This window comes from Myceligenerans indicum (assembly GCF_016742955.1).
Lineage (GTDB): Bacteria > Actinomycetota > Actinomycetes > Actinomycetales > Cellulomonadaceae > Myceligenerans > Myceligenerans indicum.
The window spans coordinates 338,951-359,710 of sequence record NZ_JABBYC010000001.1 but is presented as its reverse complement, the minus strand read 5'-3'; the positions used below and the strand labels follow the sequence as shown (position 1 = coordinate 359,710).

The window sequence follows — 20,760 nt, the reverse complement described above, 5'->3', positions numbered from 1 at the left end:
GGTCGTGCACGGCGTCACAGCGTGATGGGGATCCGGGTGGTCAGGAGGCCGACGTCGGTCAGGAAGCGTTCCAGCGCGATCGCCGCGACGCCGGTCGCGACGATGTTGCCGCGGACCGTCGAGACCTCCAGGCGCAGGTCCGCCGCGGCCCGGCCGGGTGCCTGGTCGATCAGCCGGGCACGTGTCGCGGGCAGCAGGTACTCACCGAGTGCCCACGTGGTCCAGCCGGTGAGCGTGACGATCTCCGGGTTGACGACCGCGACGAGATCCGCGAGCGCCGACCCGAGGTAGTAGGCGGTGCGCTCGATGGTCTTCTTGACGGCCGGGTCGGGGTCGGGCAGGCCGGCGGCGTCGGCCATGGCCCGGATGAAGTCGCGCTGCATGGTGAGGTCGGCGAGGGGATGGCCGGGCTCGATCTCGCGGAGGGTCTGCTGGATGCCGGGTGCGCCGACGTACGCCTCGACGCAGCCGTGGCGTCCGCAACGGCATCGGCGTCCGTCGAGGACCAGGAGGGAGTGGCCCCATTCGCCGGCGGAGTTGGTCGCGCCGCGCAGTATGCGGCTCTCGAGCACGATTCCGGCGCCGACGCCGGTACCGAGGTTGATGGTGGCCATGCTGGAGCAGTAGCGGCCGCGGCCGAGCCAGAGCTCGGCGGTGGCGATGACCTTGAGGGGGTTGTCGACGATGAGCGGAAGGCCGAGGCGATCTCTGAGGTGCACGAGCTCGACGCGGTCCCAGTTCCAGTGCGGCACGACGCCGGAGGCCCCGCTGACCCCCTGGACGAGTCCGGGCAGGGCGATGCCGACGCCGAGGATGTCGGCGCGGGTGACGCCGCCCTGTCGCAGGAGGTTGTCGAGGGCGCTGCCGATCCCTTCGACGACGGTGCCCGCGTCGAGGACGTGTTCGTCCCGGGGGTCGTCGACGGACGCGATCTGGTTGAGCGCGGCGTCGAACATGACGGCACGGACGTAGGTCTCGGCGACGTCGATGCCGACGACGCGGCCGCGAGCGGCGTTCATCGTGAGGGTCGCGGTGGGCCGGCCCACTCGTCCGACGGTCAGTTTCGTCTCGGCGACGATTCCCTCGGCGATGAGCTCGCCGACGATGGTCGCGACGGTGGAGGGGCTCAGGCCGGTGGTCCGGGCGATCTCGTTGCGCGTGGTCTCCCCCGCGACGAGGACGGCGTGCAGGACGTCCAGCCGGGACTCGCTGCGGATGTCGCGTGACGTCCGCCTGGGGGTAGCCATGTTCACTCTTTCACCGCGGTGGCTCGTACGCGTCCGAGCAGCGGGGACTCCTCCCCTCGTGTCGCGCGGACCATGAGTCGGACCGCCCCAGTATTCCACGCGGCCGGCAGCCAGATCCGGGTCGGATCGCCGCCGGTGAACCGCGGCCGAGCGGGGTCGTCGAGCCAGACTCGGCCGAGGAGTTCCCCGGCCGCGTAGGCGCTGACGCGGATCTGGCGCCCCTCGAAGCGCAGCGACAGCCCGCCGGCGGGAACCTCGACGTCGTACCAGGCCTCGTCGCCGGGGGTGAGGTCGAGCGGGAGGGTCACCTGGTGGCCGCTCGCGGTGGTCGTGGCGAGCTTCAGGAGGGCGGCGTCGGGCTGCGGCTCGACGTCCCAGCCGCGCAGCGGTTCGAGCCGGAGGAGTTCGGCGCGAAGTGCCGCCCCCGGGCGGTGCGGCACGGTGACGGCGAGCTCCGTGCCCTCGCCGGGAGCGAGGGTGATCCAGGGGTCCTCGTGCGCGACGACGTGCGTGACGCCGTCGACGGCGACCTGCGCCGAACCGTCGATCCCGTCCAGGCGCAGCGCGTGGTGGGAGCGTCCGTCGACGGGGAGGCGACGCCGGTAGGTGATCGGGCTGCCGGAGCGCGTGCTGCTCCAGCCTGCCAGGGTCCGCAGGGGCGCCGGGTCTCCGGGCCAGGTCCCCTCCCCCGCCACCTCCCACAGGGCGGACACGTCCTCGCGTCCGACGACGGACCACACCCTCCCGAGCCCGCGCAGGGACCCCATGCGCAGGGCGGGCAGGCGCGAGTCGTCGAAGTTGGCGTGCCCCCAGGTCTCGACGGTGGCCTCCAGCCGGTGAGCGCCGGCGACCGGCACCAGGGTCGAGGCGCCGAACCGCGCGAGGGTGGGCCGTGCGTCGTCGTCCAGGGTGAGATCCACGATGTCCGAGGCGCCCTGGAGGAGCAGTTCGGTCAGGCCGCCGATGTCCGCGCCGTAGTGGGTACGCCCACGGAAGACGCCGAGTTCCTCGGAGGCGGGCGGCACGTCGTACCGGGTCGTGGAGCGCGTGCGGGGGGCGAGGGCGAGGCGGGTGGCGGTCCCGATCGGCACGGGCTCGGCGGCCGGCGGCGGGGCGGGAAGGGCGTCGCCCACGTCGTCGGGGTGGAGCACGACGACGGTCCACGTCGCGTCTCCCGCCGCGAGTGTCGTCCGGACCGGGGAGCCCGGGACCGGGGCGGCGAGGCCGGCGGAGGCCGTGAGTTCGACGGGAGCGGTGTGGCCGGGCGTGAGGGCGTCAGAGGCAGCGCCGGGGAACGGGCGTTCGGCCCCTTCACGGGCCGGCGCCCCGGGACCGGGCGTCCCGAGGACGACGGCGGCGGCTTCCCGGGCGGACAGCACGAGGCCGTCCGGACCGGCGCCCACGAGGTCGGCGGTCGCAAGACGGAGCGTGCCGGGCAGGCCGTATCGCGCCAGCGGGAGATCGCGCAGGACGAGGAGGCAGGTTTCCGCCGGAAGGGGGACGGTCACCACGTCCGGCGCGTCGCCCGGTACCGGTGGGGCCACGGCCCCGGTCACCGGCACGGCCGACGGTGCGGGGAGGGTCACGGTCCCCGGGGTCCCGGTGAGATTGGGCACGCCGAGGAGCTCGCCACCGCCGTCGAGCAGGAGACGGGAGGGCGATGCGCTCGTGGTGACGTCGGTGGTGTACGCCCCGGGTGCGGCCTCGGGCATGGCCCGGGCGAGTGCCGGGCCGAGCGTGCGCACCATCGCGGACAGCACGCGTGCCTCCGCGTGCTCCGGGCGCGCCTCGCCGACCGGGTCGAGGTAGCCGCCGAAGTCGTAGTCGTGAGACATGAAGCCGCCGGGGTCGCCCCAGTTGCCGACCGAGGGCGTCCAGCCGAAGTCGTACCCCGAGGCTTGCAGGTACGGCGCGACGACCTTGGCTCCGCTGACGATCAGGCGCCGGAGGGTGGCGTGCCGCCGGTTCGTCTCCGTGACGAGCAGCGGCAGGTCACGGCCGGCGGTGAGGTCCGCGTAGCGCCGGACCTCGGGCTCGACGGCGGCCGACCGGTCGTCCGGGTAGAAGTTGAACGCGGGCGCGACACCGTCGACGCCGCCGGTGGCGCCGACCAGGTCGCCCTGTCCCGCGCACGCGATCAGCGGGACGCCGACGCCGTGCCGCAGGGCGAGGTCGCGCAGCCTGCCGACATACCCGGCGCGGTCGGTGCAGTCGAAGAAGTCGAGCTCGTTCTCGAGCTGGACCGCCACCACCGCGCCGCCCACGCCGTGCTCACGCTCGGCGAGGAGCGGCAGGATCCGGTCGAACCAGGTCTCCACGTGGGCGAGGTAGCGCGGCTCCGCCTGCCGGAGCCGCAGCCCCGGATCGAGGGTGAGCCAGGCGGGCAGCGCGCCGCCGTCCCACTCCGAGCAGATGTACGGGCCGGGGCGGGCGATCACCCGCAGTCCCGCGGCGTGTGCGAGATCGAGGAAGGCCGCGACGTCGCGCCTCCCCTCGAAGTCCCACCGTCCGGGGGCCACCTCGTGGAAGTTCCACGGGATGTACACGTCCACGAGGTCGTAGCCCGAAGCCCGCACGGCCTCCAGCCTGGAGGCCCACGCCTGGCGGGGAATGCGGAAGTAGAACAGGGAGGCACACAGCCGCACCTGCTCGCCGCCGTCGAGCACGAGCCCGGAGGGGCCGAGCCTGACGGCGGTCGCGGTCGTCTCGGTCACGTCATACCTGCGCTTTCAACGGAGACGGTCGTGCTGGGCGGGATGTACTTGTCGAAGATGCTCGTGAACGCGTAGGCGTTCACGAAGGCGGTCGCGGCGAACCCGATCAGGAACCAGAGCAGGCCGTAGGCCGTCATCGCCGGGTAGAACACCGTGATGACCACGGGCAGCGCCGTGACGGTGAGGACGGTGAGCGAGGCGAACAGGTGCCTCAACGACATCAGGCGCGAGTTGTTCAGGACCTCCGGCACGCTGTTCTCGAACCTCGCCAGGTAGGGGAACGCGTACAGCGTGGCCAGCACGACGCGGAAGGCCACCAGGTAGCAGATCGCCTGCAGGAGGAACCGGGCGACGGCCGAGATGTCGAGGATGTCGACGGCGACGTACCAGGCCGCCAGAACGACGCCGAGGAACGCGACGGCCAGCCCCAGGAGGGTCGCCTGCCGGAAGTTCGCCCGGAAGGACCGGAGGTAGTCCCCCGTCACGGACTCGCACTCGCCGGTCACGAGTCTCATGGCGGTGAAGTTGAGGGCGGTCAGTGATGCCCCCAGGGTGAGAACCGGGACGGACGTGGCGACGAACACGAGGTTGAGGATCATCAGGTCCGCGACCTTGGTGAGGAAGCGCAGCAGCGCGGAGTCGGGGTCGGGGTCGAGGGTTCTGCTCACGGTCGCCTCGTCTCGGACGAGCTGTGCGGGCCCGGCATCAGCCACGAACGGGCCCGCACAGCGGGGTGGGTCGGAGCTACTTCAGGCCGCGTTCGGAGGCCCAGGCGTCCATGTCGGACTGGATGGACTCGCGCGCGTCCTCGTAGCCGGCGTCGCGCAGCTTCTGGCGCATCTCCTCGATGGCGGCGGCCGGGTCGTCGAACTTGCCGTACTGGAGCTGCGGGAGGTACTCCGACAGCACACCGCCCATGGCCGCGAGCGTGGGATCGATCATGTCCTTGTTCACGATGAGCGTCGAGTACGGGTACTCCTTCGCGACCGCGTCGAGGTCCGCGTAGATCTCGCCCTTGTTCGGGGCGTCGGTGACCTTGTCCAGCTCGAAGTCGTCCATGCGGCCCGCCCAGAAGTTCGAGCCCAGGGCGTCGGTGGACGAGTCGTAGCCGTCGGGGTAGGCGAGCTCGCCGTCGTCCGTGACCACGTAGTCGGTGCCCTCGATGCCGAAGTTGAGGAGCTTGTAGGCCTCCTCGTCGTTGCGCACGATGTCGTAGACCTCGAGCGCCTTCTCCGGGTGTTTCGACGTCGCGTTCACGGCCATGGCACCGTGCGTGAGGATGTCCTTGAAGACGTTCCCGTTCTCCTGGCCCCAGTAGAAGAACTTCGGGTCGGACCCGGGCTGCTTCTTGGTCATGTTGTCGACGATCTGGGTGACGAACGTCTGCGTGTGGTGCTGGTCCGCGCCGGAGAGGCCGGCGTAGAACTCCTCGCGCGTGTCGCCGTCGTAGTTCAGCGCGTCCTCACGCCAGACGCCGATGTCGTTCCACTTCTTGGCGAGCTCGGCGGCCTGAAGGAGCTCGTCGCCCTCCATGTACCAGGACGTCACCGTGTACGGGTCCGCCTCTGTGGTCTGGAACGGGAAGTAGTTGCCGGCGCTGATCTGCTGGATCGTCTGGCCGTCGGTGTGTCCCTGGAGGTAACCCGTCAGAGCGGCGTCGTTGGCCCCTGCGATGTCCCAGGGATACGCATCCTTCTGGTGCTCCTTGACCCACTCGAAGTAGGTGGTGAACTGCTCGAACTTGGTGATGGTGCCGTCCGGGATGCCCGCCTCGGCGGCCCAGTCACCACGGTAGAAGAAGCCGTGGTTCGTGTACTGGGTGTAGTTGTCCTCGGGGATGAAGTAGATCTGCCCGTCGTCGAGCTTGGTCAGGTCCCAGTGGCCGTCGGCGTTCACCTGCTCCCAGGTACGCGGCGCGTTCTCCTGCAGCATCTCCTCCGACAGGGGCAGGAACGCGCCCTTCTCGGCGTTCTCCCACGCGAAGAGCCAGTCGGTGGCCGTGGTGATCAGGTCGATGCTGTCGTCACCGGACAGGAGCTGGGTGTTGTACTGCGTCTGCCAGTCCGCCCACTCCACGTAGAACAGTTCGAGGTCGGCGTTCGCCTCGGCCTCCAGCCGCTCGTTGAGCTTGTCCAGCATGGCCTCCAGACGGCCGTTGGTGGGCTTGTCGCCGAGCACGAGCATGGTGATCGTGGTCGGGTCTCCCGACTCCGATCCCTCGCTCGGGGAGCAGGCGGCGAGGGCCGTCGTGGTCATGGCCAGGGCAAGGGTGGCGGCCCCGATCCTGGCGAGAGCATTTCTCATCATTGAGACTCCATCGATGTGTCGGTACTGCAGATTTCCTGAGGGACGAGTGGTGCGGGCAGCCGTGCGGGTGGCGGTCACCTGCCCGGGCGACGGCCGCTCACCGGGGGCGGCGGTCACGCGTCGGAACCGGCGGTCAGCCCTTGACCGCCCCGACCGTGATCCCGCTGACGAAGTACTTCTGGACGAACGGGTAGAGCAGCACGATGGGCCCCGTGGCCACGACGGCGCTGGCCATCTTCAGCGTGTTGCTCGGCAGCTCGGTGATGCTGACGTTGGAGCCGGCCACGGAGTTTCTCAGCGCGTTCGCGGTGTTGATGATGTTGTACAGGTGGTACTGCAACGGCTTGAACTCCACCGTGCTGCCGAGATACAGGGAGGACAGGTACCACTCGTTCCAGTAGCCGAGTGCCAGGAAGAGCCCGATCGTGGCCAGCGCCGGCTTCATCATCGGCAGGACGAGCCGGAAGAAGATCCTGAAGTCGCCGGCTCCGTCCACCTTTCCCGACTCGACGATCTCGTACGGCACGGTCCGCATGAAGTTCTTCATCAGGATGATGAGCCACGGGGTCATCAGGAGCGGGAGGAAGACCGCCAGATAGTTTCCTCTCAGCCCGAGGTACCGCGAGATCCAGATGTAGGTCGGCGCCAGCCCCGCGGAGAAGAGCGTCGTGAAGTAGATGAAGAACGAGATCTGGTTCCTGAACGGGAAGTCCTTGCGCTGCAGCGCGTAGCCCGTCATGGCGATGATGAACAGCCCCAGGGAGGTGCCCGCGACCGTCATCACGACCGTCACGACGTACGATCCGATGATCTGCCGGGGTGCCCGGAAGATGTATTCGTAGGCGGCGAACGTGAAATCCTTGGGCAGCAGGCCGAAGCCTTCCCGCATGATCGCGGACTCGCTGGAGAAGGAGGCCGAGACGATCAGGATGAAGGGCAGGGCGCAGAAGGCGGCGAACGCCGTGACCGTGAGGTAGGACGAACCTCGAAGCAGGTAGTCGCTCCGGTCGGCCCTCACCTTGCGCGGCCCCTTTGCCGCGACGACGTGACTCATTTCGCACTCTTCCTGTCAGAACAACGCATAGTCTTCATTGATCCTTCGGACGATCCAGTTGCAGAGCATGACCGCGGCGAATCCGAACAGAGACTGATACAGACCGACCGCCGTCGACGACGTGAAGTTGTTCTGGGAGATGATCATCCGGTACACCGAGGTCTCGATGATGTCCGTCGTCTGGAAGAGAGCGGCATTGTTCCCGACCAGGTTCCAGAACAGGCCGAAGTTGCCCTGCATGATGCCGCCGAGCGCGAAGAGCAGGAGAATGATGAACGTCGGCTTGAGGCTCGGCAGGATGATGTACCGGATCCGCTGCCAGGCCGAGGCGCCGTCGATGGCGGCCGCCTCGAACAGGGAGTTGTCGATGCCCATGATCGCGGCGAAGTAGACGATGGAGCCGTACCCGGTGCTCTGCCAGAGCTGGAAGAGGACGATGATGATCGGCCAGGCGCCGGCGATGCTGTAGATCTTGATCGGGTCGCCGCCGGTCTGCTCGATCAGTGCGTTGAGGGCCCCCGTGTCATAGTTCAGCAGGTTGAAGGCGATGACACCGATGAGGACGACGGAGATGAAGTACGGCAGGAACATCACGGCCTGGCTGATCTTCTTGAAGTACTTCGACCTGATCTCGTTGAGCATGATCGCCAGCGCGATCTGCAGGATGTTCCCCAGGACGATGAAGGCCACGTTGTAGAGGATCGTGTTCTTCGTGAGCAGCCACAGCTGCCCCGACTTGATCAGGAACTCGAAGTTCCGCAGCCCCACGAACGGGCTGCCGAAGATGCCGTCCCGGTAGTTGAAGTTCGTGAACGCGATCCAGGCCCCGGGCATCGGGGCGTAGCTGAAGACGACGAAGAAGGCGATGGCCGGGAGGCACATCAGGAGCAGCACCCTGTGCTGGACGATCCTGCCGAGCAGCGTCTTTCGACGCCGCGTCCGCACGATCTCGTGCTGTCCAACGCGCGGCGGGGTCGCCACGCTCGCTTGCATCACCACGGCCAGCCGCCTCCTTGCGGTCGGACGCCCGCCTCGCTGCCGGCGCCTCCAGGGTTGCAACGCGGCTAAATGTAACCGTTGTAAAAACTCCCCACAACGATCTGAGGTCACAGAACGATTACGATGTTCACGTTAACATCTGGCTGCTGTCGCCGCGGGACGCCGACGAACCGCCCGGTGTGCGGCGCTCTCTCGCGATGCGGCAGGCCACAGGCCTCGCGAGACGCGGCAGCCGGTGACGCCAGACGCCGCGAGACGTCTCGCGTCGCCGGGCGTCCGCCCTGGGGAGGGAGCGGACGCCCAATCAATCACCCCCCGCCGACCTGCTCGGGAACATGCGCCGAGCCGACAGGTGCTCGCGTTCGATCGAGGGCATCGCCGCCGAGGCGTTGAGCAACGAGCGGAAGCGTTCAGGGCGCGACCTCTTCCGGATGGGGCATCTCCCAGGCCTCGGCGAGACGTGACGGCCGGACGCGCGAGCCGCCGCCGAAGAACTCGCAGAACTTCATGACGAGCGGATCCCAGCCCCACGGGTCGACGTAGTGGGTACCAGGAAGCACCAGCTCATCGGCGACATGGCTGCGCAGCACGCGGACGTGGAACGTGGTGGCACCCGAGTCAGAGGTGCCGAGCGGGTTCTCCCGCACAACGGCGCCCTCGAGCTGGATCGGGCACTCGGCCACCCGCGGCGCCCCGACCAGCTCCGACGCCTGCTCCGACAGGCCTGCACGCGCGAACTTGTCCGGAACGTACTCGTACCCCATCGTTGCCTTGCCCGGGGACATGCCGGGATTCCCCGTCGTGAGCGCGAGGCGGTCCACGACGTCGACCATCGACGCGGGCACCAGGTTCAGCACGCACTCCCGTTCACGGCGGAGGTTCTGGGCCGTCCTGGCCGAGTTCCCGAAGCCGAGCACGCAGTAGCCGTTGAGCCACCACGCGGAGGACATCGGCGCGAGGTTCGCCGAACCGTCCGGGTTTCGCGTCGAGACGAGCACGACGGGCGTGCCGAAGTACATGACCTTGAGATCGATGGTGCGGTGCATGGCACCACCCTGTCCGCCCCCGGCGCACCGGTCTGGCGGGAATCTGCCGCGGCGTCCCCCGGACGACGCATGGCGGACCGGGACCTGTCGACGCCCGTCCGCGCTGTCAGGCGTCGGCCGACCGCCGCACGGCGAGCGCGGCGGCGACCCCGGCGAGGATGCCCGACGTGACGGCGAGCCCGTGCTGATCATGCAGGACCAGCAGGACGACGGCGCCCGCCGTCAGGGCTGCCACGGGCAAGGCACCACCACGCCCTCGCCCGGTACGCCCCCGCCCGACACGGAACCAGGCCAGGATCGCGGTGGCCGCCACGAGGAACAGGGTCGCCATGGAGTTGCCGGCGCCGGACTCCCCCAGGAGCACGACAGTCAGGACGTTGCTCACCACTCCCCCGACCAGGAACCCCGCGACCATGACCGGACCACGCAGGACCGTCCCGACCAGCGCCACGGAGATCGCCAGGGTGACCAGGTTGAAGGCAGTGCCCAGCCAGCCGCCGTCCTGTAGCACCAGCGAGGTCAGGAACCGCCACCACTCCCCGTCCGCGATCGCGGCGACGTCGCGCCGGCCGGCGTCGTACAGCCCGGGCAGCGCGAACTGAAGAAGCGATGGTGCCGCCACGGCGGCGAACAGGCCGATGCCCCAGGGCGTGGGCCGAGGAAGCCGCTCCTGGGGCGTGTGCGCGGTCGCGCCACGGATGGCGGTCCAGCCGGCAAGATAGACGACCCAGAGACACAGGCCGATGACGAGGTCCACCTGCTGTTCCCCTCCGCCGGGATCGGTGCCGCGGTATGCGGCCGGACTGCCGCACGATACTGCGTCACTGATCTTCTGCTGGTCATGAAGCCCCTGGTCGATCCCGAGCCGACACCGGGCCCGTGCGCGCTCCCGGTCAGCGTGCTCCGGCAGATCGAGCCGTAGCGGCGCCGATCGACACCAGATCGTCCCGCCTGTGACACGGACCCGGCGGAGCTTGCTGCGCACGATCAGCGGCGCGCCTGCTGAGGCGGGCCTGCTGAAGGCTCGGCGCGACCGTGAATCTCACAGTGAGGCAAGATCTCGGCCATGAATAGAGCGGCTGAGGGCGACGACACGCGTTGGTCCTGCCCGGGCGACGACGTCGGCCGGGCGAGCACTGAGGCGGCGATCGGAGGCGCGGTCACTCCTGCCGGCGAACTGGCCGCCAGCCCTGCCATCACCGGGGTCAGTGGCGGCATGGACGGGCCGATATCGCTCTCAGACCACCGCATCGACCCATTGGTCCAGCATGGTGAGGCCGACGCCTGAGCGCAGGACCATGACGCCATCGAGCTCGACGGCCTCGACGACACCTCGCAGCCATTGGCGGTTGGTACCAGCAGGACTGACGGCGGGCGTGTCCTCGGTCGCGACCTCGTCCCAGGAGATCTCTCCGGGGACCTCAAGCTCCACGTTCACGATGTCCTCCACGGCGGGGATGGTCGCCATGAAGAATCCCTCGAAGGAGCCCTGCGGGACGTCGTGCTCGGCGACGTAGTGGGTACTTGTCGTGCTGGAGCAGCGACGCCCGAGTGAGGCGCCGGCCGACGAGTCTCGCGAGACGACGCCGATGCGTTTCCGCGATCACCGCGAGGCCACGCTGATGATCGGATGGTTGCCCTCGATGCCGAAGTACAGGTACTCATCACGAGGTCTCGTCCAATACGAAGACGACATGACCGGTGGCGACCTGATCGATCTCGTGGAACGCATCCTGAAGCTGGCGACGGTCTACGCTGCGCCCCTTCTACTCGGGGATGGTCGCGGCGTGGAGCATACGCGCGATGAGGTTCCACGAAGGCTTCTCGGGCACGGGTTCACGGTTGCCCAGGTACAAGGTAGGGGATTCTGCGGCGAGTACCAGTACAGGTCGCAGAATGCTGGGTTGGCAGCTCGCATATTGCCCTGGTCGGAAGCGGCGTCAGCGGGAGACGATCGCGCGCATGGACGCGATCACCGATGCCGCCGCCCTTGTCGCCGACCGTTACCCGCACGCTCTGTGGGCATTGCTCACGGGCTCCGTCCTCGACGAGCACACGCGCACCGCGGGCTCCGACCTGGACATCGTGGTGTGCCTTCCGGACTACTCGGCCGGGCACCGTGAGTCGCTGCGCTGGAACGGGTGGCCGGTGGAGGTGTTCGCGAACTCTGAGACCGGGCACCGCTGGTTCCTCCAGGACGAAACCGGCAAGCGCAAGCCGACCCTCGTGCGGATGATCGCGACTGGCGTCCAGATTGCCGGCGCCGACGGCGCACACGCTCCGCTCCAGGATGAGTGCCGGGCGCTGCTCGAAGCTGGACCCGGAATCCCGTCGGACATGAGCGTGGAGGACCTGCGGTACGGTCTGACCGATCTGCTCGATGACCTGGCCTACGCCCGCGACGCCGGAGAGGCGACGATCACGCGGCAACTGGTCTGGGAACGGACCGGACACCTCGCCCTGGCGGCGGCCGGGCGCTGGGACGGGGGTGGCAAATGGCTCCTGCGTGAGCTGCGGTCCTGGGCTCCGGCATGGTCAGAGCGGTGGCTCGCAGCTCGCGACGACGAGGCCACTGTGGTCGGGCTTGCCGAAGAAACCCTCGCCGTGGCGGGTGGTCCGTTGTTCGAGGGTTACCGGCGCACAGCCCCCATTCGAGACCGGACCGGTCTGCTCCTGGACGCTCCCGCGGTGGTGGTGCGTCGTGCGGCGCGGGCGATCCTGCTCGACGACGAGGGTCGGCTCGTGCTGATCAAGAGGACCCTCCCGGATCGGCCGGATGAGCCCTACTGGGTGACTCCCGGCGGCGGCGTAGAGCCTGAGGACATGGACACCGAAGAAGCCTGCCTCCGCGAGGTGCATGAGGAGCTCGGGGCGACCGCGTCACTCGTCCGGCAGGTGTACTTCACCGCCCGACCGCGTGAGGAGGGGTTCGCCACCCACCACTACTTCCTCGCCAGGCTCAAGACGATGGACGTCTCGTTGCGGCACGGTCCGGAGTTCGACAAGCCCGACCGCGGTTCCTACGACGTCGAGCTGATCAACCTGCGAAACGACGGCAACAGCCTCGACCGGATCCGGCTGGTGCCCTCAGCGCTCAAGATGTTCCTGCAGACGAACCGTGGCGCGTTGCTCGCCGAAGCTGGTCTGGACCTCGCGTAGCAGCAGGTCTCCGGCAGTTCAGGATCAAACCGTCCGGATCTCGGGCATCCCAAGGGCTGGTGCTTGAGACACTCACCGGCGTCCGCGACGCATCGTCAGCAACGACTGCGGAGCCCAACCTTCAGAGGGATGTGCGGCGCACCGCTTCGCCTGGGCCAGAAGGTCAGCTCCGCGTCGGACATGGCGCCCGGCCATGAGATCAGGCCGCGCTCGAAGCGCGAGAGGTGTCGACATCGAGGTCGATGTGCTTGCCGACGGCCGTCCAGACATGCTGCGGAAGGCCGTCAAGACGTCCGGCGTCGCGGGCTTCACCCTCCACGGCCTCCGGCCGTTCCATGCCTCCGGCATCAGACGTTGAACCGGAACGGCGTCCAAGGGAAACGGTGGAGGCCGGTCGGAGGCGGGGACGGCAGGGATCGTTGGAATTGCAGCGATCCCAGCCGTTGGCGTGTGTGGGGTCCGGCGGCGGGTTGCGGGCCTCTTGCGGACTGCGCGGCCTCGTGCTCCCGCCGCTCCCAGCGGTTGGCAGGAGAGCGTAGAGAGCCAACTGATGCGTGCAAGCCGACGACGACTGGAGTCAGGAAGTCCGCATTGACGTGAGCTACCGCCGATAGGCTGCCGGACGTGGTGGCACAGGTCGATCCGCTGGCGGGTCTGAACGAGGTCGAGTGGGAATGGTTGGTCCACGCGTATGGCGCGGCCAAGGACGTACCGGCCAACTTGCGCGCGTTGCGCAGCCGGGACGCACAGGTTCGGCACGCCGCGCTGATACACCTAGGTAGTTCTGTGACACATCAGGGCAGCAGGTATTCAGCGTCCGCTCCCGTCGCGCGGTTCGTCGCAGAACTTGTTCTGGCTCCGGAGACGCTCGACCGCGAGAGATTGCTGGACTTCCTCTGCGCCTTGGCGGTCGGGATCGACAACGACCGGTTGCCGACGGGGGTGCCGATCGCCGAGTGGCGGGATGAGGCCGCGCAGGTGGAAGCAGAGCGCGAGGCGCTGATTGCTGGCGCGACAGAGTGGGCAGACAGCGAGATGAAGCGTGGCCGGGAGCGTGAGCTATGGCTCCGCAATCCGTTCAGCGGCCTGGCCACGAGCCCCGACACCATCGCTGCCTACGACGCGGCGCGAGACGCGCTGCCCCGCCTTGGTCGGCTCCTTGGATCGCACCGGAGCGTCGAACGCGCGCGTGTCGCCTACCTGATCGGCATGTTCCCCGAGTCCGCCGCGCGGACGGTGCCGCTCATCGCCGAGCGCCTCGACGTCGAGACCGACGAGCACGCGCTGACAGCCGTGCTCATCGCTCACGGACTACTCGCCGGCCCGTCCGCGACGCTTGCCCGTGCGGCACGGTTTCTCGACGATCAGCGGCCGCTGGTGCGTTGGGGCGCGGCAACAGCGCTCGCCCGAGCTTCCGCAGCCGACTCCAGGTCACCAGGCCGCCCAACGATCGACATCCTCATCGAGTCGACCGTGCACCCGGATGTGCCCGACCTTCGGATTCATGACGGCTGGATCGGGTCCTATGCCGCCAAGAGCCTGGCTTCGATCAGACACTGGCTCACCGCGGCAGACATCAGGAATCTTGCCGACCGGCTTCCGCTCACCGCCTCCAGCTTCAACCGCGACCACTTGCTCGACGCCATCCTGTCCAGCGCGTTCCCCGGCGCAGACCACGCGGCCAACATCACGCTGGACCGCCTGAAACCGGTGCAGCAGCACGTCCTGGGAGCAGTCCTGCCGATCTGGAAATCGGACGACTCCTGGATGAGCACGATCCCAGGCGCCTTGGCCCGCCACGGGCTCACCTGCAGTCGCTCCGAGATCGAGGCCGCCCTCACCACCGGCGGAACGGCATGACGGCCGATCAGAGCGCTCCTGCACGGGCTACGGCAGGCCGGACGAAGGGCATCCTGGCGACGCTCGGCATCGCGCTCATGCTCATCGGGGCTTCCCAGGACCTCCCCTGGAAGACCTACAAGCTCGGCATCCTGCCGCCTGGACTCTGGCATGTTCTGGAGCACCGTGGATACAACGGCCCGGTCGGCGAGAACTTCGCAGCGGCGATCGGGCGGGGTCTCATCTGGACCGTCGGCTTCATCATGGTCTCAGGGGTCGCGCTCGCCGCTGTGCGTCGCCTCCTGCGGGATGCCGACCGGATCTGATTGAGGCCGACCGCCTTGGGACAGGATGTGCAGCGTGGATGAGGCAGGGAACGACGGCGGTGTGCACGCGCTCGCTCCGTTCAGCATCGGGAGCACGGGAATCAGCTCCTGCGGCGAGCACATCTGGGACGCGAACGACACCGGCACCAACGTGGCCTTCGCACTTACTCCCGCCGAGGAACTCGCCGTGAGGTCTGCCATCACCGCAGCCGGCGGCGTCGCGAATGGCCTGAAGTTTCTGGCAGAGCATCACCTGAACCAACGGGACCCCGGCTACAGCGTCGTGGGCGGCACGGCGCCAGGCGCAGAGCGGTGGCAGCCACCCGACGGATGGCGCGCGTACGAACGCACCGTCCGGCTCGGCTCCGGAACCGATCTCTGGAATACGGCTTCAACGGCGGCCCTCTCCTGGGGCATCAAGACGCGGAGCGGATTCACCGTCGACCCACCCCTGGAGGAAGGCCGCGTCGCGCGCCAAGGGGAACGCTACTGGCTCCTCGCACGCATCGGGCCCATCCACGTGCGGGAGCCCGTCGAGGTCGTCGCGACGGTCACAAGCAGCCGCCGGGCCGCGCTTGCCTACGGCACCCTGACAGGCCATCCGGTCTCCGGGGAGGAAGCGTTCATCGTCAGCCGGGACGACGACGGGAACGTGAGCCTGACGCTGCGGTCCCTCACGCGCGCCGGCCGGGGACCGTGGCGCGCGCTCTTTCCCGTGATCCTGATCGCCCAGCGCATCTACCGACGCCGCTACCTCCGCGCACTCCGGCGCGACAGTCAATGAGCACTCGACGAATCACCTCGGCGTGAGCTAGAACGCCGGCGTCGCCAGGGGCGAGCCAGCGGACCAGCACTCGCTAAACCACACCTGACCTGCAGCGCAACCCCGGGTATCAGACGTTGAACCGGAACTCCACCACGTCGCCTTCTTCACCAATGACACTGACCTTCATCGATACCCCCCTGAGATGGACTTGACCCGCATTACGCCGCCATGCAACACCTTTCCGATCGGATCAGATGTCGGCTCTCGTTGCGCGACCAACGTTCCACGAACACCCTGGCCAAAGGTCCACGAGGTGTACGACCAAAGTTCCGTACTGGCAGCGACCAACGTTCCACCCCCTAGCTGCGGATAGGACGCCCACGTGGGAAGATGCCTACATGGCACGCCTCCCGCACCCGAGCATCGGACGAGTACTTCCCCGCCACGCGGATGCGCTGGTGTCCGAAGCCATGTCGGACAGCGAAGCCGTGACTTCGTCACCGACATCAGCCCGTCCCACATCGCGTCGACGCCAGGGACGTCCATCTCGGTCAGACCGAACGCGGCGATCGCTTTGGCCGACTCGGACGTGAGCTTCACCCCGCGCCCCAATTCGGCGACCATCTCCGCGATCGAACTCGTGACCCGCCCAAGCGGACCGCAGCATCGGAATCAGCTGCCGGGAGCCGACTACTCTCAGGCGCTCCACTCATGCTCGACGACTAACGACGAGCGCAAGATGCCACGTGGGACCGAAGCAGCCGGATCAGGTACTGGATGCCGAACTGGACCACCACCGTGTACGCCGAGCCCAACGATCGCGGCCAAGGAAGGCGGTGCTGTGCGCAAACCGACCCAAAGTCGTCGAGCGCTCGCGTGCGCCCGAGCAAGGCCCTGACCAACGGCAACTACCCCAGCCAAGGCCGTCCAGCGTCGGCCGGGCGACGTGGTGTCGAGTCCGGCAGCACGACCCTCAAGTTGTTGCATTGAACCGGAACGTCGTCCTGGGGAAACGGTAGGTGCGGGTTGGAGGTGGGAACGGCTGGGATCGTTGGAATTGCAACGATCCCAGCCGTTGGCGTGTGTGGGGTCCGACGGCGGAGTGCGGACTTCTTGCGGACTGGCTGCGGACCGGGGAGGCGTCTCCCGGCAGCCGCTGCACGTCGCCGATGACGGCGAATGACGCATCGAGTTCGGCGAGCACGGTCGGATTGCGGCCATCGATCGCCGCCTGAACGCGGTCTGCTTGCCGATCAAGCACCTCTCAGGCCTTCTTCACCACGCCCGACTTGAGCTGCATCTGCCCGAAGCCCGGCACCTTCGCGTCGATGTCGTGGTCACCCACGCCGTCGGTGATCAGCCGGATGCCGGTGACCTTCGTACCGACCTTGATCGAGCCGCCTCCCGCGCCCTTGACCTTCAGGTCCTTGACGACGGTCACCGTATCGCCGTCGGCCAGGACGTTCCCGACGGCGTCGCGAACCACCCGCGCGGCGGGCTCCCCCGCGTCCGACGACGAGTCCGACGGAGCCCACTCGTGCCCGCACATCGGGCAGGTCAGCAGCGCGCCGTCCTCGTAGGTGTACTCACTGCCGCACTCGGGGCAGGGCGGAACAGCGTTCTCGTCAGACATTGAACCGGAACTCCACCACGTCGCCGTCGGCCATCACGTAGTCCTTGCCCTCGATACGGGCCTTGCCCGCCGCTTTGGCGGCCTGCGGGGAGCCGGTCTCCACGAGGTCGTCGAAGGAGATGACCTCCGCCTTGATGAAGCCCTTCTCGAAGTCCGTGTGGATCACGCCGGCGGCCTGCGGTGCGGTCCAGCCCTTGCGGATGGTCCAGGCACGCGCTTCCTTGGGACCGGCCGTGAGGTAGGTCTGCAGCCCGAGGGTGTGGAAGCCGACGTGCGCCAGCTTGTCCAGCCCGGATTCCGTCTGGCCGGTCTCCTCGAGCATCTCCGCGGCCTCGTCCGGCTCCAGCTCGGCGAGGTCCGCCTCGAACTTGCCGTCCAGGAAGATCGCGTCCGCGGGCGCGACGAGCTTGCGCAGTGCCTCCTGGGAGGCCGTGTCGGCGAGGCCGGCGTCGTCGGTGTTGAAGACGTAGATGAACGGCTTGGCGGTGAGGAGCTGGAGGGAGGCAACCTCCGACAGGTCCAGGCCGGCCTCCGCCGCGCCCTGGTACAGGGTGGTTCCAGCCTCGAGGATCTCCTGCGCCTTCTTCGCGGCGGCGAAGAGAACCGGGTCACCCTTCTTGATCTTGACCTCCTTCTCCATCCTCGGAAGCGCCTTCTCGAGAGTCTGGAGGTCGGCCAGGATCAGCTCGGTGGAGATGGTCTCGATGTCGCCGGGAGCGTCCACCGAACCGTCCACGCGCACCACATCGGGGTCCACGAACGCGCGCGTGACCTGGCAGATCGCGTCGGCCTCGCGGATGTTCGCGAGGAACTTGTTGCCCAGGCCCTCGCCCTCGGACGCCCCCTTGACGATGCCGGCGATGTCGACGAACGACACCGTGGCCGGCAGCTCGCGCTCGCTCCCGAAGATCTCGGCGAGCTTGCCGAGCCGTGCGTCGGGCAGCGGGACCACGCCGATGTTGGGCTCGATCGTGGCGAAGGGGTAGTTCGCCGCGAGCACCTGGTTGCGGGTCAGCGCGTTGAAGATGGTGGACTTGCCGACGTTCGGCAGGCCGACGATTCCGATAGTGAGAGCCACGTCGGGCAAGTTTACGGGCATGCGGGGACGGCGGTGCCATCCGTCCTGCGGACCGCGCGGCGCGCCGTGGTCCCCGCCGCGCCGTCACGCCGTCACGGGAACGACTGCACCTCCTGGAGCAGCTCCGGTGCACGGCGGTCGAAGCTACGTGCGCCCACACGGATACCTGCGACGAGCAGCAGCGAGCCCTCCGCGAGCCCGACCGCCAGCGTCAGCCAGCCCGCCAGCACGCTGCCGGAGACCAGTGCCCAGACCCCGACGCCGAGCAACGGCAGCGCCAGCAACATGACGACGGCCATCGCCAGGAACTGCGAGAGCATCGTCGCCAGCGCCGCACCCTGAGGCGACTTGAGGGGGCTCTCCCCTGGTTTCGCCACCGGGTAGACCAGTGTCGCGGACACGGCGCTCGACACCCCGAGTGTGAGGCCGAGGAGCCCCAGGCAGACCCCAAGCAACGGCACGGTCAGGTCCCAGCGGCCGGCGAGAGCAAGTGTCAAGAGTGCGACGATCACCACCACGCCGCTGCCGAAGGTCAGGACGGGCAGGGCCCGTCCCCAACGATCGGCGCGCCCCGACGTCCCGGTGGCGACGTGCAGGGCGAAGGCGGTGTAGTCGTAGCCGATGTCGTTCGACACGCTGAACGCGAGCACCCAGGAGACGACGGGCGCGGCCAGCAGCAGCAGTTCGGCGTTTCCCGAGGAGCGGGTGGGCAGCCACAGGATGACCGGCATCAGGAAGATGATGCTGATGCCCGCCGCGTAGCGCGGGTCCCGGATCCAGTAGGTGGTACAGCGTGCGGCGACGGCACCCACCGGCGTGGCGGGGAAGCGGCCGAACCAGCCCAGTCCCTTGCTCTTCGATCCCTTTCCTCCCCCGGCCGGCGGCGTGACCAGCGCTCGGGCGAGCGAACGCGACCAGATCAGCCAGAGCAGCGCGAGGGTCCCCACCGCGACCAGGAATCGGGCCAGGGCAACGCCCCACGCGCCGTCGTGCACGGCGACGGGCAGCGACCACGGCGCGCCGAACGGTGTCCATGCCGCGAGCTCACCGAAGCGGGCCAGCACTGCCGCGAGCAGGGAGCCGTCCGCGGTCACGCTGCCACCGTTCGTCTCGTGGGAGACGGCGCCGATCTCCTGGCTCGCCCAGCCGATCGCCGGCCCGATCAGCACGAGCGGCACGATCGCGGCGACGGCCACGACCTCGCGGTACCGGCGCGACTCCAGCAGCGGAGCGAGCACCGTGGTGACCGCCCGTGACCCGACCACACACAGCGCGATCCCGAGCACCGCACCGAGCAGGGCGACAGGAATCAGCCACGGTTCGCGCCACCACGCGAACGCCGTGCCACCGGCGGCGAGCGTGGTCGCCAGGCCGGGCACGGAGATGACACCGGAGAGCGCGAGCCCGGCGACGAGGGTCCGACGGGGAATCGCGAACGTGGTGAACCGCTGAGGGTCAAGGGTCTGGTCGACGCCGAAGACGAAGACGGGGATGACCCACCAGCACAGGACCGTGATCGCACCCGCGAGGGTGATCACCTGCCCGGTGAGGAGCAGGTCCATGCCTCCGCCGACGATCGCGGTGAACACCAGGCCCACGACGACGAAGAGCGCGTAGAGCAGTGCGACGCAGAGCCCGATGGTCTGCCACACGCTGCGCCGCAGGGTGTTGCCGAGCAGCGTGAGCTTGAGCTTCAGGAAGTGCGCAACCATTCGAGCCCCTCTGCTCGGGTGCGGCCTCCGACCAGGTCGACGAACCGGTCCTCGAGCGTCTGGTCACCCCGGACCTGGTCGACGGTGCCTGCGGCGAGCACCTGCCCGGCGCCGACGATGGCGACGTGGTCGCACATGCGCTGCACGAGATCCATGACGTGGCTGGAGACGATGACGGTACCGCCACCGGTGACGTAGTCGGCGAGGATGTCGCGGATGTTGGCGGCGCTGACAGGATCGACGGCCTCGAACGGCTCGTCGAGCACGAGGGCCCGCGGGGCGTGGATCATGGCGCTGGCCAGGGCGATCTTCTTGGTCATGCCGGCGCTGTAGTCGACGACATAGGTGTTGGCGTCTGCCGCGAGGTCCATCGCCGCGAGCAGGCTGCGGGCACGGTCGGCCACGGTGTCACGGTCCATGCCCCGCAGGAGGCCGGCATAGGTGACGAGCTGGAGGCCGGTGAGACGGTCGAACAGGCGCACGCCGTCGGGCAGGATGCCGAGGGTGGCCTTGGCCTCGACCGGGTGGGCCCACAGATCGGTGCCACGCACGTGCACGGTCCCCGCGTCCGGACGGAGCAGACCCGTGGCCATGGAGAGGGTGGTGGTCTTCCCGGCACCGTTCGGGCCGACCAGACCGTAGAAGGATCCGACGGGAACGTCCAGGTCCAGTGCCCGCACGGCGATCTTCTGGCCGAACCGCTTCCAGAGGCCGCGCAGGCTGAGCGCGGCGCCAGGATCCGGCGGCGGGGTCGGTACGGGTGCCACCGTGTTCGACGGCGTGACTGCCGCGCCACCGACGGGGGCCTCGGTTCCAGGACCGGTCTGATGGGTCATAGCGCCAACGTAGACGGAGACTCGGACACCTGGCATCCGCCGCC

At 68.5% G+C, this 20,760-nt stretch carries 17 protein-coding genes; 4 read left to right on the top strand and 13 right to left on the bottom strand.

From position 1 onward, the window contains the following. Nucleotides 1–14: 14 nt before the first annotated feature. From HGK34_RS01485 to HGK34_RS01445, 9 genes are all read right to left on the bottom strand, one after another. Nucleotides 15–1,247, bottom strand: a complete 1,233-nt coding sequence (locus tag HGK34_RS01485; protein ID WP_201844764.1) for an ROK family transcriptional regulator — start codon at nt 1,245–1,247, stop codon at nt 15–17. Nucleotides 1,248–1,249: 2 nt separating this feature from the next. Continuing rightward, nucleotides 1,250–3,961: a beta-galactosidase gene (locus HGK34_RS01480; RefSeq protein ID WP_201844763.1), complete on the bottom strand. Its 2,712-nt coding sequence runs from the start codon at nt 3,959–3,961 to the stop codon at nt 1,250–1,252. After that, complete coding sequence (locus HGK34_RS01475) at nt 3,958–4,629, bottom strand: YesL family protein (RefSeq protein ID WP_201844762.1); 672 nt, start codon at nt 4,627–4,629, stop codon at nt 3,958–3,960. Before HGK34_RS01475 ends, HGK34_RS01480 begins: the two co-directional genes overlap by 4 nt. Before the next feature lie 76 nt (nt 4,630–4,705). Beyond that, nucleotides 4,706–6,265: an extracellular solute-binding protein gene (locus HGK34_RS01470; protein WP_201844761.1), complete on the bottom strand. Its 1,560-nt coding sequence runs from the start codon at nt 6,263–6,265 to the stop codon at nt 4,706–4,708. 136 nt (nt 6,266–6,401) lie between these two features. Continuing rightward, nucleotides 6,402–7,322, bottom strand: coding sequence for a carbohydrate ABC transporter permease (locus tag HGK34_RS01465; protein ID WP_201844760.1), 921 nt, complete (start codon nt 7,320–7,322; stop codon nt 6,402–6,404). Between the two features lie 15 nt (nt 7,323–7,337). Beyond that, complete coding sequence (locus HGK34_RS01460) at nt 7,338–8,315, bottom strand: ABC transporter permease (protein ID WP_244666307.1); 978 nt, start codon at nt 8,313–8,315, stop codon at nt 7,338–7,340. Between the two features lie 416 nt (nt 8,316–8,731). Further along, nucleotides 8,732–9,367 carry a flavin reductase family protein gene (locus HGK34_RS01455; RefSeq protein ID WP_201844758.1) on the bottom strand — a complete coding sequence of 212 codons (636 nt, stop codon included), beginning with the start codon at nt 9,365–9,367 and terminating at the stop codon, nt 8,732–8,734. A gap of 106 nt (nt 9,368–9,473) precedes the next feature. Then, on the bottom strand, nt 9,474–10,124 hold the full coding sequence (locus tag HGK34_RS01450; RefSeq protein WP_201844757.1) for a hypothetical protein: 651 nt from the start codon (nt 10,122–10,124) through the stop codon (nt 9,474–9,476). Nucleotides 10,125–10,604: 480 nt separating this feature from the next. Next, nucleotides 10,605–10,835, bottom strand: coding sequence for a hypothetical protein (locus tag HGK34_RS01445; protein ID WP_201844756.1), 231 nt, complete (start codon nt 10,833–10,835; stop codon nt 10,605–10,607). 494 nt (nt 10,836–11,329) lie between these two features. Between HGK34_RS01445 and HGK34_RS01440 the strand changes: the two genes are divergently transcribed. The 4 genes from HGK34_RS01440 to HGK34_RS01425 all read left to right on the top strand — a co-directional run bounded on the left by HGK34_RS01440 (nt 11,330) and on the right by HGK34_RS01425 (nt 15,475). After that, complete coding sequence (locus HGK34_RS01440; RefSeq protein WP_244666264.1) at nt 11,330–12,526, top strand: NUDIX hydrolase; 1,197 nt, start codon at nt 11,330–11,332, stop codon at nt 12,524–12,526. A gap of 624 nt (nt 12,527–13,150) precedes the next feature. Next, on the top strand, nt 13,151–14,386 hold the full coding sequence (locus HGK34_RS01435) for a hypothetical protein (RefSeq protein ID WP_201844755.1): 1,236 nt from the start codon (nt 13,151–13,153) through the stop codon (nt 14,384–14,386). Continuing rightward, the gene (locus tag HGK34_RS01430) at nt 14,383–14,691 is read left to right on the top strand and encodes a hypothetical protein (RefSeq protein ID WP_201844754.1); all 309 of its coding nucleotides are present in this window, start codon (nt 14,383–14,385) and stop codon (nt 14,689–14,691) included. Before HGK34_RS01435 ends, HGK34_RS01430 begins: the two co-directional genes overlap by 4 nt. Before the next feature lie 34 nt (nt 14,692–14,725). Then, the gene (locus tag HGK34_RS01425; protein WP_307815643.1) at nt 14,726–15,475 is read left to right on the top strand and encodes a DUF1990 domain-containing protein; all 750 of its coding nucleotides are present in this window, start codon (nt 14,726–14,728) and stop codon (nt 15,473–15,475) included. A gap of 1,246 nt (nt 15,476–16,721) precedes the next feature. On the opposite strand, the gene HGK34_RS01420 is transcribed toward HGK34_RS01425, so the two are convergent. From HGK34_RS01420 to HGK34_RS01405, 4 genes are all read right to left on the bottom strand, one after another. After that, the gene (locus tag HGK34_RS01420) at nt 16,722–17,090 is read right to left on the bottom strand and encodes a zinc ribbon domain-containing protein YjdM (RefSeq protein ID WP_201844752.1); all 369 of its coding nucleotides are present in this window, start codon (nt 17,088–17,090) and stop codon (nt 16,722–16,724) included. Beyond that, complete coding sequence (ychF, locus tag HGK34_RS01415; protein WP_201844751.1) at nt 17,083–18,168, bottom strand: redox-regulated ATPase YchF; 1,086 nt, start codon at nt 18,166–18,168, stop codon at nt 17,083–17,085. The genes HGK34_RS01420 and ychF overlap by 8 nt, the downstream gene beginning before the upstream one ends. A gap of 92 nt (nt 18,169–18,260) precedes the next feature. Beyond that, nucleotides 18,261–19,880, bottom strand: a complete 1,620-nt coding sequence (locus tag HGK34_RS01410; protein ID WP_201844750.1) for a hypothetical protein — start codon at nt 19,878–19,880, stop codon at nt 18,261–18,263. Then, nucleotides 19,862–20,716, bottom strand: coding sequence for an ABC transporter ATP-binding protein (locus HGK34_RS01405; RefSeq protein ID WP_201844749.1), 855 nt, complete (start codon nt 20,714–20,716; stop codon nt 19,862–19,864). The genes HGK34_RS01410 and HGK34_RS01405 overlap by 19 nt, the downstream gene beginning before the upstream one ends. Between the last annotated feature and the right edge of the window lie 44 nt (nt 20,717–20,760).